The organism is Bacillus sp. EB106-06-01-XG163 (assembly GCF_058791615.1).
The window spans coordinates 194,697-207,874 of the sequence record NZ_JBYTDS010000008.1; the positions used below are offsets into that span (position 1 = coordinate 194,697).

The window sequence follows — 13,178 nt, forward strand, 5'->3', positions numbered from 1 at the left end:
ATGAATGTTTCCTAAAAGGTGGTTTCTCATGAAAAACACATTATTCTTTCAGCCCATTGATATCATCTCCGTAAAAAAAACAGCCGACCTTCTGTCAGAGCATCAGCTCACTGATTCCCCCGTATTGATCTTTCATGTGAAAGGCGAGGGACAAATTGATATCGGAACAGACAGCTTTCCGCTGCAGAAGGAAACGCTCTACATCTGTCCTTGTGATGAGACATTCAATATTGCCCCTATACCGTCAGGCGGCATCCATTTGTATATCGTCAGACTCCGTGTTTTCTCCTATTCATCAGATGATGAAGCGATGCTTCCGGATAACGGGGAAGACATCTTCCACGGACTTCAGCAAATGAATTTACAAACGGTTGATCATTTGACAAGCCGGCTTCAGTCACTTTCTGAAAACGTGCGATCGGCGGATGCATTGCAGAAAATGAAATATACAGCCGACTTTCAGCAGCTGATGTACGACCTATATGCCGCAAAAGTATGCCATCAAAATAATACGAAAGCGGCGATCGAACAGACAAAACAATTCATACATGCTCAGTCCGACACAAAAATCACGCTCACCCAGCTCGCTCATATGGCGGGAATCAGTCCCAAGCATTACAGTGAAACCTTTAAAAAACTATACGGACAGAGCGTAACTGAATATATCACAGACATCCGCATAACCAATGCGAAAAAACTGATGGCCAAGGCAAACTGCAAACTGCGGGAAATCGCTCATCAAATCGGCTACCAAGACGAATTTTATTTCAGCCGCATCTTTAAAAAACATACCGGCAGCTCACCTACAAGCTATATGAAAAAAAGGCGCACAAAAATGGCCGCGTACGGAAAAGAAACGATGGGGCATCTGATTCCTCTGCATCACGTGCCTTATGCTGCGGCGCTGCACCCGAAATGGACGGCCTATTATTACAAACAATTCTCTTCCGATATTCCGGTTCACCTGAGTGCTTACCGCTATAATGCAAATTGGGAAGAGAACCTGCACACGCTTTCCCAAGCTGCCCCGGACATCATTTTCAGTCTTGATTCTGTCAGTGAAGAAGAAAAACAGCGCCTGAATGACATCACTGACGTTTTTTACCTTCCGGCTCAAGAGAATTGGAGAGACCAGTTTCTTCGCACCGCCGCATATTTGAATGAAGAGCAGGAAGCGCGGCACTGGCTTAAAGCTTATCAAAGTCTCGCCCATTCAGCGAAAGATGCTCTTAAACACGTGCGGCATCAGCGGTTCTTATTTGTCCGTGTATATAAAGAAAATATGTACATCGCCCATAACAACAGTATTGAGGATGTCTTCTTCGGTGATTTAGGCTTTGCCTCCGCAAAACCGGAATCTTTTGCTCCTGACGAAAAGATTTCCTTGGACATGCTGGCGGATTGCCAGGCTGACTGCATCATGCTTTTCACTTGTAAAGAACCGGAAACGCTTCGTTATTTTCAGCGGATTCAGCAGACCGGGATATGGCAGAACCTTAGAGCCGTCAGCAATAAACGCGTGTTTCCCATATCATCTGACCCGTGGATTGAATATTCTCCAAGCGGACATCAGCGGATGATCGAGCAAAGCATTTCCATTTTATCCGAAGATCGTCCATGGTAATACCGGAAATTATCCATGGTCTTATCCCTGTTCATTCTCTATAATTCCAATTGATAATAGTTATCAATTGAACAGGAGGAACAATAGATGAAGAAATTGGCATTCGCTTTCATGATTTTGCTTTTGGCTTTCACGGCCGCGGCTTGCGGAAGCTCAGAACCATCTGATACAGCAAGTAAAGGAAAGGACGCTTCTTCAGATAAAAAGAAAATCGAATATCTCGGAAAAACATATGAAGTCAAAGCGCCGACTGACAAAATCGCCATTACAGGCAGCGTAGAATCAATGGAAGACGCCAAATTGCTTGACGTTCATCCGGCAGGGGCAATTTCTTTCTCCGGCAAATTCCCGGAACTGTTTAAAGATATTACAGATAAATCCGTATCTACGGGAGAAAAAATGCAGCCGAATATGGAAAAAATTCTTGAGCTACAGCCGGACGTCATTCTGGCATCAACCAAATTCCCAGAAAAAACGTTGAAAAAATTGAGCGGCACCGCTGAAACGATCCCTGTCTCTCATATCTCATCAAACTGGAAAGAAAACATGATGCTGCTCGCCCAGCTTACAGATAAAGAGAAAAAAGCGAAAAAAATCATCGCAGATTACGAACAGGACCTGAAAAAGACAAAAACAAAGATCAACAGCAAAGCGAAACAGTCAAACGCGCTGGTCATCAGAATCAGACAAGGCAATATTTATATTTATCCTGAACAAGTATATTTCAACTCCACGCTTTACGGTGATTTAGGCCTGAAGGCGCCGGACGAAGTCAAAGCGGCGAAAGCGCAGGAACTGATTTCTCTTGAAAAATTAAGCGAAATGAACCCTGACCATATCTTCGTACAATTCTCTGATGACGAAAACGCAGATAAGCCGGACGCTTTGAAAGACTTAGAGAAAAATCCGATCTGGAAGAGCCTGAAGGCAGTCAAAAAAGACCATGTATACGTCAATACGATTGATCCATTAGCCCAAGGCGGAACCGCGTGGAGTAAAATCAGCTTCTTACAGGTTGCGGCTGACAAATTGACTCAAGACTAATAAAGAGTAGGTTTTTCACATGTATGCAAAACGGCGGACACACATGATTATCATTGCTTCACCGATTGCCATTGTTCTGTCACTGCTGCTTTCCGTTTTATACGGCGCAAAGCAGCTTGACATCCATACCGTGTTCTCCGCATTGCTGCACTTTAATCCGGAGAATACCGACCATCAGATCATATGGCATTCAAGAATCCCGAGGGCTGCCGGCGCTATGTTTATCGGCGCCGCCCTTGCTGTTTCCGGAGCGCTCATGCAGGGAATCACACGGAACTATCTGGCCTCGCCTTCGATCATGGGTGTGTCGGACGGCTCCGCTTTTATCATCACCCTTTGCATGGTATTGCTCCCTCAATCGACATCCATTGAAATGATCATATACTCGTTTATCGGTTCCGCATTCGGCGCCGCTCTTGTTTTCGGGCTGGCCTCCATTCTTCCCGGCGGTTTTACCCCGGTGCAGCTTGCCATCATCGGAACGGTGACAAGTATGCTTCTCAGCAGTCTGTCGGCTGCGCTTTCGATTTATTTTCAAATTTCGCAGGATCTCAGTTTTTGGTACAGTGCGAGACTTCATCAAATGAACCCTGATTTTTTGAAACTGGCCGTCCCGTTTTTTGCGATCGGAATCATCACGGCCATGATTCTCAGCAAAAAGGTCACTGCCGTATCATTAGGAGACGACATTTCAAAAAGTCTGGGACAGCAGAAAAGAACCATCAAACTCATGGCGATGGCGGCCGTTGTCATATTGACCGGAAGCTCGGTGGCACTCGCCGGAAAAATTGCCTTTGTCGGTTTGGTCGTTCCGCACATCACACGTTTTCTCGTCGGATCGGACTACAGCAGGCTGATCCCATGCGCGTGCATCATCGGCGGCGTCTTCCTGACCCTTTGCGACCTTGCCAGCCGATTCATCAATTATCCGTTTGAGACGCCTATTGAAGTTGTCACTTCTATCATCGGTGTTCCTTTCTTTCTTTATTTGATTAAAAGAAAAGGAGGGGATCAGCGTGGTGCGTAAAATGGCCGGAATTTATATCATTCTGATTGCTCTCATATTGCTCGTAAGCTATTTCAGCATGACAAGCGGTTCTTTTTCCGCAAAGCCGGGTGAACTGCTCAATACGCTTTTCCGCATCCATCCGAATCCGCAATATGACATTTTGCTGTTTCAGCTGAGGCTGCCGCGCATTGTCATGGCTGCTGCCATCGGACTCGGATTAGGGATAGCCGGAGCCGTTATTCAGGCCATTACCAAAAACGGTCTTGCCGATCCCGGTATTTTGGGCATTAATGCAGGAGCCGGAGCGGGAATCGTCACGTTTATGCTTCTGTTTCAGGGACAATCTGAAGCGACGGCACTTGCCTCTGCGATGGGTATGCCTGTCTTCGGCCTCATCGGAGGATTGATGGCGGCCGTGCTGATCTATATTTTCGCCTGGCACCGGGGGCATCTGGAATCGGGCAGAATTATTCTCGTCGGGATCGCCATGAATTCCGGATTCAGCGCGCTGTCTTTATTTCTTTCATTAAAAATGGACCCGCAGGATTATGAGATGGCGATGGTTTGGAAAAACGGCAGCATCTGGTCGGCAAACTGGATGACCATTACGGCAATTCTTCCGTGGCTGATCTTGTTCATTCCTCTTCTTATGGCGAAAACATCATTGCTGGATACCATTCGTTTCGATGAGGACACGGTGAAAAGCCTCGGTGTTTCAACCAATAAAGAAAAAACCATTTTACTCATTGCCTGCATCGCTTTGATCAGCGCATGTGTAACCGCAGCGGGCAGCATGGCATTTGTCGGACTGATCGCGCCCCATATTTCCCGCAGGCTCGCCGGCATTGAGCACAGATACTCATTACCGGTCAGCGGATTGGTCGGTATGCTTCTCGTCATATCCGCCGACTTTGCGGGCAAATTGTTCTTTCAGCCTTCAGAAGTGCCAGCGGGAATTATTCTTGCGATTCTCGGCGTTCCTTATTTCTTTTTTCTTCTGTTTAAGCAAAAGAAGGGGCTGGATGCATGAGAGGCACCCTTACAGAACACCGGATAAACGGAAAGGAATGCACTGTGTATCTTCCTCCCTCCTATTCGGTTCAAACAGGGGCTTTACCCTGTGTGTACGTACTTGACGGGGGTTCTTTGTTTTTAGAACAAATGGATAAGCTTGAATCCCAAATTGCGAACGGAACACTTCCCGAATTGATTTTCATCGGCATCAAACCGGCTGACAGACTCGATGAGTACACACCGTGGCCGGCGCCTTCCCTGAGCCCTGCGTTTCATGATTTCGGCGGCAAAGGGAGGCTCTTTCTTGAGGAGCTGATAAATGTCATCATTCCAACTGTAGAAGATATGCATCACATTTCTGCACATCCGGAAACGAGAGGACTGATCGGCGCATCATTAGGCGGACTGTTTTCGATGTACGCGATGCTGCAAAAGCCTGAAATATTCGGCAGAATCGGCTGTATTTCCGGTTCCTTCTGGTATGAAAAATCAGCAGATTATGTCCGCTCCGCACCTTTGCGGCCGGCACGGCGGCGTATCTATATGTCTGTCGGCAGCCGTGAAGCAGCACAAAAACGTAACATCCAAAACGCCATGATCCGACTAAATAAAGACGTGTACGAAAACCTGAGGCAAAAAGGCTTTTCTCAAGCTCAGCTCTTATTCACGATCGAAGAGGGCGCCGTGCACCATCAAGAAGCGTTCAAACGACAATTCAATGCAGCACTAAGCTGGCTGTACGGAAAAAACCGCTCACGTGGCTGAGCGGTTTTTTTCATACTTGATCACGACCGGCTTAAGTTCAAAGCGTCTCAGCAAATAGCCGAACAAAGCGGCAAGGATTTGCTGAAAGAGCATCCCGATGACGACCGGAACCGCCACTTGAGACGGAAAAAAAGAAACGGCAAGAACGGCTCCGGCGCTGATATTGCGCATGCCTCCTGTATAAATCAGAGACACGATTTCATCCTGGCTCCGCTTCATCAGTCTTCCGATCAGCCAAGCCACGGCATAACCCGTCATGGCAATAAAAAATACCATGCCTGCGATGCCCGCAAATTTGATATCCACGTGCGTGACATACGGCGCGATTTCCGAACTGTTAATGGCAATGACAATCATCAGACAGATTTTTGAAAAAGGAGACAGCGACCGGCTTATTGCCTGAGTCCTTACCGGCGGGGAAAACTGGTTGACTATCATCCCTGCGATGGATGGAATCACCACCATCTCCGCCAGCCCTTTCATCATTCCCCACACATCCATCTGAACATTCGCCCCGGCCAGGACAGACAGGCTTAACGGTACGATAAAAGGAGAAAGCACGGTATCAACCAGGATAATAGACAGCGTCAATCCGACATTCCCCTTATACATCGCAGCCCAAATCAAACTCGTAATTCCGGTCGGAATCACCACACCCATAATCAGCCCCGTCACAGTTAAAGGGTCACCGCTGAAAATCAGATGGCCGCTTCCCCATGCAAAAACAGGCATGAAAATATGCAGAACAAACAATGCCATGATCATCGGGAGCGGCTTCTCGATACTGCGCTTCAGCGAATGAAAATTGGCACTCAGACTGCCCGTAAATGTAATAAATGCAAATATCCACGGCACAGCGCCGGCCATCCAGCTGATATGCTGAGATAACAGCACACCCGCCGCCACACTTGACGGAGTCAAAAGCGGCATGATTCTCCCCAACACTTGGTTCAACTTCTGAAGCCACATCATATGCAAGTCTCCTATATACGGTTTTCAAGTCTCATTCATTATAACAATGCACCCCGGCAAATTTAACCGAAAAAAAGCCCGGATATATTCATCCGGACTTCACAAATTCTATGCCATTTGTTTCATTAAATCTCGGCTTTTCTGATTTAATCCCTTTAATTCAGCCTCAATTCCGTATTCTTTACATTTGGCGACAATTTTCTCAAGAGCCGCCGCTCCCGAATCATCCCACACGTGGGCGTCGGTCAAATCAATGACAATCCGTTTCACGTCTTCATCATAAACGATGGCATTCATGAGCTCAGACACGGAAGCAAAAAAGATCTGTCCCGTTACCTTATAAGTTCTGACATCTTTCTGTTCGGAATGTGACACAATCTTCAGCTTAGAAATTTTCGCCGTAAAAAAGATCGCGCTTAGCAGCACACCCGCGAAGACACCCTTTGATAAATCATTTGTCAGGACGACCGTCATGACGGTAATAACCATAACGATCGAATCAGTAAGGGGCGCTTTCCGCAAACCTTTAATCGATGACCAGTCGAACGTGCCGATGGACACCATAACCATCACGGCCACCAGCGCAGCCATCGGAATTTTCACGACGATACCGCTTAATACGGCAATTAAAAACATTAAAAACGCGCCGGCGGTAAAAGCCGATAATCGGCCGCGTCCGCCGGCTTTCGTATTAATGACAGACTGGCCGATCATGGCGCACCCGGCCATGCCTCCGAAAAATCCGTTCACAATATTGGCGATGCCTTGTCCGCGGCTTTCTTTGTTCTTATCACTATCCGTATCCGTCATTTCATCAATGATCTGGGCTGTCAGCAATGACTCGAGCAATCCGACGAAAGCAAGCGCCAGAGAATACGGGAAAATAATCCGCAATGTCTCAAACGTCCACGGAACATCCGGTATCAAGAAATGCGGAAGTGAACTTGTGATCCCGCCCATATCACCGACCGTGCGGACATCCGCATGGAAGACCACCGCAATGATCGTCATGACAATAATCGCCACCAGCGGAGACGGCACAGCCGTCGTAACCTTCGGCAATAGATATATGATAGCCAGTGATCCGGCAAGCATGGCGTACATGACCCATGAAGCTCCTTTAAACTGCGGCAGCTGCGCAGAAAAAATCAAGATCGCCAAAGCATTCACAAATCCGATCATGACCGAACGCGGAATAAATTTCATCAATTTCGCTATCTTACTGATACCAAGAATAAATTGAATAATACCTGTCAAAATGGTTGCCGCAAACAAATACTGCAGCCCGTAATCAGCCACCAATGTCACCATGACAACCGCCATTGAACCCGTAGCGGCTGAAATCATTCCCGGTCTGCCGCCGAAGATAGAAATAATAATCGCGATACAAAATGATGCATAAAGGCCGACCATCGGATCAACACCTGCAATAATTGAAAATCCGATCGCCTCAGGGATCAGAGCGAGAGCAACCAGAATACCGGCCAGAATGTCTTTACGGACATTCCCGAACCATTGCTGCTGTAACGTATAATCTTTCAAATGATAACGACTCCTTTTCACTATAAAAATCCGCACCCTATCAGTTGGAAACATTGATTTTCATCTGGGGAATATGAGGAAATCTTACGGGGAAAAAGAGGACACGCTCAGAGTATAATGTCGTTGAGGAAAGGAATTGTTAACAAAGAGTATCATATTAAACTTTAAAGAAATGTGCAAGACCGAATAAATAAGAAAAGAAAACGACTCTCACTGGAGCCGTTTCCGCTTTTATAAAAGTTCCGGATCAGACACAAGAATCGTTTTTATTGCGCTGATATCCTTTCTTTCTTTTGTCACCGGGTCGATGCCCATGAGATGATCAATGGCTTCTTCATAATTCTTCAGTTCCGTCTTTTCCGTAATAAAATCATAGAGCTGCGGAAGGTCGGACGCGCATGCTAACGCGGCTTCCATGATCTGGCGGGCTTCACCTGTGCCCACAATCGTTACGCCGTTTGACAGCAGCTGGTACGGCCTGACCGTCATCTCATACGTATCATCAAAGCCCATCGGCACGATTCTGCCTCCCTTTTCAATAAAAGGATAAGCCCAATCAAGCTGATTGCCGATCGCGTCAAAAATCACATCAAATTTTCTTCCTTGATTAATCCGTTTCACTTCATCCACGGTTAATGCTTCAGGGTGGTAGACATAATCAGATATCCGGCTTGCCGCCTCGCTTCGGAAACTGCCTATTTCAGTCGCAACCGTCAATCGCGCCAGTTTTTTCACCATCATTTGCACAAGCAGTCCGATCGGTCCGGATCCCAAAACCAAGACCGCGTCCTCCGGCTGAATCGAAGCCTTGTCCACAACATTCAGCACACAGGAGAGAGGCTCAACCAATGTGGCCCGCTCCCATTCCATTGAATCCGGAATTCTGTACATGAACCTGTCTTCCCCCACGTAATATTCCGCAAACGTTCCGTGCGCCCCGATTCCGAGCTGCCAATCCTCGAAGGTTTCGCAATAACACGTCAGCCCTCTCCGGCAATAATGACATTTCCCGCAAAACTGCGTAGGATCTATCACGACCCGGTCTCCGACTTTTACATTTGTCACGTCCGGTCCGATTTCCACGACCGCCCCCACCGATTCATGCCCCATAATCATATGATGGGTTGCATTCATTTTTCCTTTCAGCACATTTAAGTCCGTTCCGCAGATACCGGTGCCGAAAATTTTCACTTTCACATCATTGGATTTCCGAATTTGAGGCTCGTCCACTTCTTGATATTCAAGCTTGTCATTAGGAGTCCAGACCAACGCCTTCATATTTCTCTTCCTTTCTGCCCCAGCGGATTTGGTCTAACAATGTTTGATGAAGCTCCTTCGTTGATGCCGCAATACACGATTGCTGATTCTGATAACTTAAATCTGTCAGAAGTGTTTCGTCCAAGGACCGGCCGTATGCATCCGTAATAATCACTCCCGCTTTCTTCGCCAAAAAGACGCTTGCGGCAATATCATAAGGAAATAAATGCAGCACCTCTCCGTTCCCGACCTGCTGAAAATCTGAAAGCAGCTTCGGATCATCTTTCAGCAGACGATTGCCGATATCCACATAAGCATCCATCTGCCCCGTAATAATTCGTGAAATCGAATAAGAAGCGCTGTTGAAAACAAAAACCCCGCCGTTATTGGCCGACTGATCAATCAGATGGCCGTATGCGTCCGTCATCAGCTGCGCCGGATGCCCGTTAAATTCAAGGCTCCAAAACATATTTTTAATATCCCGCACTCCGCTCAAATTCGGCAATTCTCCATGATACCCTTCAAAATGAATGGCATCGCTGTATATATCACCGTACATATAAGCGCCTGATTTCAATTCAAGTAAAAAAGCAAATTCGATATCCTTAATCTTTGCGTTTGGCCTATATGAAGCAAGCGCAATCGAAATACACGACATTTCAAGCCCCGCGGCGGCCGGGCGCGTTCCGTCTATCGGATCTACAATTAAAATATATTGCGGATCTTCTCCAATCAGCTTCAGGCCGCCATCCTCCGTGTAAAAAGCAACCGGATGGCCCTTTTCTTGAATATAATCCAGCACCGCCTCCTCAGCAGCGGCGTCTATGTTAAATTGGGCGTCGCCTCCCGGAGAATAGCCGTTTACGAGCCGGTTTTTCAGCGTGCCTTTTTGATTTTTCACCTTTTGATAAACAAATTGTCCAAGCTCAATGATATAGTCTCTCACTTGATTTCCTCCAATAGCTTGCGAAGTCTGTAGCAGAGCACTTCGGCTTCACTAAGTGTTATGGTTAAAGGCGGACGGATTTTAAAGACATTTCCGAATCCGTAACGGGATGTCCGGAGAATCAGCCCGTAATCCATTGCCCGTTTTGCAATATAATTGGTCAGCTCCACATCCGGTTCATTGTTCTCTTTAACAATCTCCACACCGATCATAAGACCGACGCCTCTTACCTCAGAAATAAAAGCGAAATCCTCTTTCATCGTTTCTAAGCGATCCATAATATAATGACCGACCGTCGTTACATTTTCCAAAAATCCCGGTCGCTGCATGATATCTATGGTTTTACAAGCGGCAGCGGCGGCCATCACATTTGAGCCGTACGTGAAGGAGTGCGTATACCCCGGAAGCCCGGTATACTTGTCCTCCGTCAGAGTGGCGGCGACTTGAAAGCCTGTGCCCCCGAGCCCTTTTGCTACCGTCATCATATTAGGTTTCACATCGAAGTGGTCCGCGGCAAACATTTTACCCGTCCGTCCGAACCCGGTCTGAATTTCATCAAAAATCAGAGCGATATCATGTTCATCACAAAGCTTTCTCAGCTGTTTAAAATACTCTTTAGGCGGAACGACATTTCCACCGTTTCCGGATATCGGTTCAATAATCATGGCGGCAATTTTCCCATTGCTCGCATACTCAATAAAATCATTAATTCTTTCTACGCACAGCATACCGCATGAATCAGGTTTCTGATTATAAAAACAGCGGCTGCAATAGGGATCGGGGACTTGCAGGCCAAAAGAAATTTGCGGCGGGAAAGGTTCTTTTCTGAATGAGTTGCCGGACAAAGCGGAAGTCATATACGTTTGTCCGAGGTGGCTTCGAAATAAGGAGATGACATCGGTTTTTCCGGAGTAATACTGAGCCATTTTAATAGCTCCTTCATTTGCACCGGAACCGCTGCTGACTTTAGGGTGTACTTTTGTGAGATTATCGGGGGCGATTTCTACTAGTTTTTCTGCCAGTTTATTTACGGCGTCTGTTTGAAAAGATGATGTTACATGGATGAGCTTATCGGCTTGTTCTTTAACCGTATCAATAACCTCTTTGTTACCGTATCCTAAATTCAAGTTAAACGTGGCAGAAGCGCAATCAATGTACTCATTTCCCTCTTGATCGTACAGGTAAATCCCTTCTCCGCGCTCCATTACTACATCGTCAACACTGTAATACAAGCTGTCTGGATTCGTGATTTCCTTCGTTCCCACAAATACCACCCCTATGAAATTATTAGAATTTCGCTTTTTATCGTATAAATTATTGAAAATAATGTCAACGATCTTTCTTGTAAAAAATGTTAACAATTTGTTAACGTTACCATAATGGATGTACGAGAAAAAGTTATGTGATATAGTAACAATACTTGGATTTTTTGTAAAAACATCATGTCATACGAGTAGAGAGAAATATGATTTTACCAATAAGGAGATAAAATGATGAAAACTCGTCTGCTGTGGATAAGCTGTTTTTCTTATGGATCGATTGCTTTTACACTTGTTATTCTGGGAGCCGTACTGCCTGAGTTACTCACACATTATTCACAAAGCTACAGTAATGGCGGAGTATTGGTATTCTCTCAGTTCATGGGCTTTCTCATCGGTGTCATCGGAATGCCATACATGGTGAAAAAGCTTGGGCGCAAAAACGTCGTTATCTTTGGCCTGGCACTCATCAGCTGTGAAATGTTCATCACCTTCCTGCCGCCCTGGCCGCTGCTCTTTCTTCTCGTCAGCATCGCAGGGCTTGGCGCCGGATTGGTGGAATCCTGTGTAGGCACGATCATCCTCACCGCTATTAAAGAAAGACAGGCTGTGGCCATGAGCAAGATGGAAGTGGCCTACGGATTAGGTGCGCTGTTCATGCCTCTGCTCTCAGGCTTTCTTATCAACAACCACATGTGGACAATTGCTTTTTTAGTATTAGGGTTATCCAGTTTTGCACTCTTAATCGCATGGAAGCAGATGAGTTTCGGCAGTATTGATCAGCTTCTCATCCGCAAAGAGGTCTCTTCCGATGACACTAAAAAACAAAGCACCGGTTATCGGTCACACGGATTGCTGTTTATTGCCTTGGCGGGTGCTTACTTCTTCTTTTACGGCGGCAGTGAAGTTTCCATTGTACATTTTATCCCCTCCATCTTCGCTGAGAAATGGGATATCCCCAACTCTTTGGCAACGATAACAGTTACTGTGTATTGGACGGGGATGATCATCGGAAGATTATTAACAGGCCCGGTATCAGAAAAGCTGACATATCACCGTTATCTCCGTCTCATAAGCATTGGCGGTCTGGCTGCACTTACTGTATTAGCATTAAGCAAAAACGTATGGTTCGGTTTTGCCCTTTGCTTCTTTTTAGGGCTGTTCATGGCAGGCATGTTTGCAATAGCCCTAATCATCACGAATCATTTTTATCCCGGAAAGACAGAAACGACTACCAGTATTCTGCTCGCTTCAAACGGATTAGGAGGTTCACTCCTTCCGATCGCCGTCGGCTGGAGCTTAGATGAATATCCCGTACAAACTGCGTTCTGGCTGTTTACTGCACTGATGCTCCTTATGCTGCTGATTGTGTTCAGTTTAAGAATGCTCGAGACAATAAAATCAAACAATCTTCAACATCACAACAGCAAAGCAAAATCAATGTAAACAAAAAAGCTAATGCCTTTCAAAGGCATTAGCTTTATATATCTATGTGATCTTTCATATAAAAAACCAAGTTCATCATGAACTTGGTTAAGATAGCTTGGCGGCGTCCTACTCTCACAGGGGGAAACCCCCGACTACCATCGGCGCTGAAGAGCTTAACTTCCGTGTTCGGCATGGGAACGGGTGTGACCTCTTCGCTATCGCCACCAAACCATTGAGAGTGTTCTCTCAAAACTAGATAACAGTAAGCATACATTCAAATTGGTTAAGTCCTCGATCGATTAGTATCTGTCAGCTCCA

11 protein-coding genes and 1 rRNA gene are annotated in these 13,178 nt (G+C 46.2%); 6 read left to right on the forward strand and 6 right to left on the reverse strand.

The genetic code is table 11. From position 1 onward, the window contains the following. Positions 1-28: 28 nt before the first annotated feature. The 5 genes from btr (at position 29) to AC3WTF_RS12055 (ending at position 5,456) form a co-directional block, all read left to right on the forward strand. A complete protein-coding gene (gene btr / locus AC3WTF_RS12035; RefSeq protein ID WP_020955235.1) occupies positions 29-1,624 on the forward strand; it encodes a bacillibactin transport transcriptional regulator Btr in 1,596 nt (531 codons plus the stop codon). An 87-nt stretch (positions 1,625-1,711) separates the two neighbouring features. Beyond that, a complete protein-coding gene (locus AC3WTF_RS12040) occupies positions 1,712-2,668 on the forward strand; it encodes an ABC transporter substrate-binding protein (protein ID WP_032867245.1) in 957 nt (318 codons plus the stop codon). Positions 2,669-2,687: 19 nt separating this feature from the next. After that, entirely contained in the window at positions 2,688-3,695 is a 1,008-nt protein-coding gene (locus AC3WTF_RS12045; RefSeq protein ID WP_007408022.1) for a FecCD family ABC transporter permease, read from the forward strand. A gap of 1 nt (position 3,696) precedes the next feature. Further along, positions 3,697-4,707 carry an iron ABC transporter permease FeuC gene (gene feuC / locus AC3WTF_RS12050; protein ID WP_047936379.1) on the forward strand — a complete coding sequence of 337 codons (1,011 nt, stop codon included), beginning with the start codon at positions 3,697-3,699 and terminating at the stop codon, positions 4,705-4,707. After that, on the forward strand, positions 4,704-5,456 hold the full coding sequence (locus tag AC3WTF_RS12055) for an alpha/beta hydrolase (RefSeq protein ID WP_047935130.1): 753 nt from the start codon (positions 4,704-4,706) through the stop codon (positions 5,454-5,456). Before feuC ends, AC3WTF_RS12055 begins: the two co-directional genes overlap by 4 nt. Here the strand turns inward: AC3WTF_RS12055 and AC3WTF_RS12060 are convergent. From AC3WTF_RS12060 to AC3WTF_RS12080, 5 genes are all read right to left on the reverse strand, one after another. Continuing rightward, complete coding sequence (locus tag AC3WTF_RS12060; protein WP_096335148.1) at positions 5,445-6,386, reverse strand: bile acid:sodium symporter family protein; 942 nt, start codon at positions 6,384-6,386, stop codon at positions 5,445-5,447. The two genes, AC3WTF_RS12055 and AC3WTF_RS12060, sit on opposite strands and share 12 nt — an antisense overlap. Positions 6,387-6,536: 150 nt before the next feature. After that, the gene (locus tag AC3WTF_RS12065) at positions 6,537-7,970 is read right to left on the reverse strand and encodes a SulP family inorganic anion transporter (protein WP_047935128.1); all 1,434 of its coding nucleotides are present in this window, start codon (positions 7,968-7,970) and stop codon (positions 6,537-6,539) included. Between the two features lie 231 nt (positions 7,971-8,201). Then, positions 8,202-9,248 (reverse strand): zinc-dependent alcohol dehydrogenase, encoded by a 1,047-nt coding sequence (locus AC3WTF_RS12070; protein ID WP_047935127.1) that lies wholly within the window; start codon positions 9,246-9,248, stop codon positions 8,202-8,204. Beyond that, positions 9,223-10,173, reverse strand: a complete 951-nt coding sequence (locus tag AC3WTF_RS12075) for an inositol monophosphatase family protein (RefSeq protein WP_047935126.1) — start codon at positions 10,171-10,173, stop codon at positions 9,223-9,225. Before AC3WTF_RS12075 ends, AC3WTF_RS12070 begins: the two co-directional genes overlap by 26 nt. Further along, on the reverse strand, positions 10,170-11,438 hold the full coding sequence (locus AC3WTF_RS12080; RefSeq protein WP_007408029.1) for an aspartate aminotransferase family protein: 1,269 nt from the start codon (positions 11,436-11,438) through the stop codon (positions 10,170-10,172). Before AC3WTF_RS12080 ends, AC3WTF_RS12075 begins: the two co-directional genes overlap by 4 nt. A gap of 228 nt (positions 11,439-11,666) precedes the next feature. On the opposite strand from AC3WTF_RS12080, the gene AC3WTF_RS12085 reads away from it, so the two are divergent. Further along, positions 11,667-12,878: an MFS transporter gene (locus AC3WTF_RS12085; RefSeq protein WP_173549402.1), complete on the forward strand. Its 1,212-nt coding sequence runs from the start codon at positions 11,667-11,669 to the stop codon at positions 12,876-12,878. A 95-nt stretch (positions 12,879-12,973) separates the two neighbouring features. Here AC3WTF_RS12085 and rrf read toward each other — a convergent pair. Further along, positions 12,974-13,089, reverse strand: a 5S ribosomal RNA gene (gene rrf / locus AC3WTF_RS12090). Between the last annotated feature and the right edge of the window lie 89 nt (positions 13,090-13,178).

Excerpts from the sequence above, each read along its gene's own strand:
- btr (WP_020955235.1), top strand. The coding sequence starts at position 29 with ATGAAAAACACATTATTCTTTCAGCCCATTGATATCATCTCCGTAAAA.
- AC3WTF_RS12040 (WP_032867245.1), top strand. The coding sequence starts at position 1,712 with ATGAAGAAATTGGCATTCGCTTTCATGATTTTGCTTTTGGCTTTCACG.
- AC3WTF_RS12045 (WP_007408022.1), top strand. The coding sequence starts at position 2,688 with ATGTATGCAAAACGGCGGACACACATGATTATCATTGCTTCACCGATT.
- feuC (WP_047936379.1), top strand. The coding sequence starts at position 3,697 with ATGGCCGGAATTTATATCATTCTGATTGCTCTCATATTGCTCGTAAGC.
- AC3WTF_RS12055 (WP_047935130.1), top strand. The coding sequence starts at position 4,704 with ATGAGAGGCACCCTTACAGAACACCGGATAAACGGAAAGGAATGCACT.
- AC3WTF_RS12060 (WP_096335148.1), bottom strand. The coding sequence starts at position 6,386 with ATGCCGCTTTTGACTCCGTCAAGTGTGGCGGCGGGTGTGCTGTTATCT.
- AC3WTF_RS12070 (WP_047935127.1), bottom strand. The coding sequence starts at position 9,248 with ATGAAGGCGTTGGTCTGGACTCCTAATGACAAGCTTGAATATCAAGAA.
- AC3WTF_RS12085 (WP_173549402.1), top strand. The coding sequence starts at position 11,667 with ATGAAAACTCGTCTGCTGTGGATAAGCTGTTTTTCTTATGGATCGATT.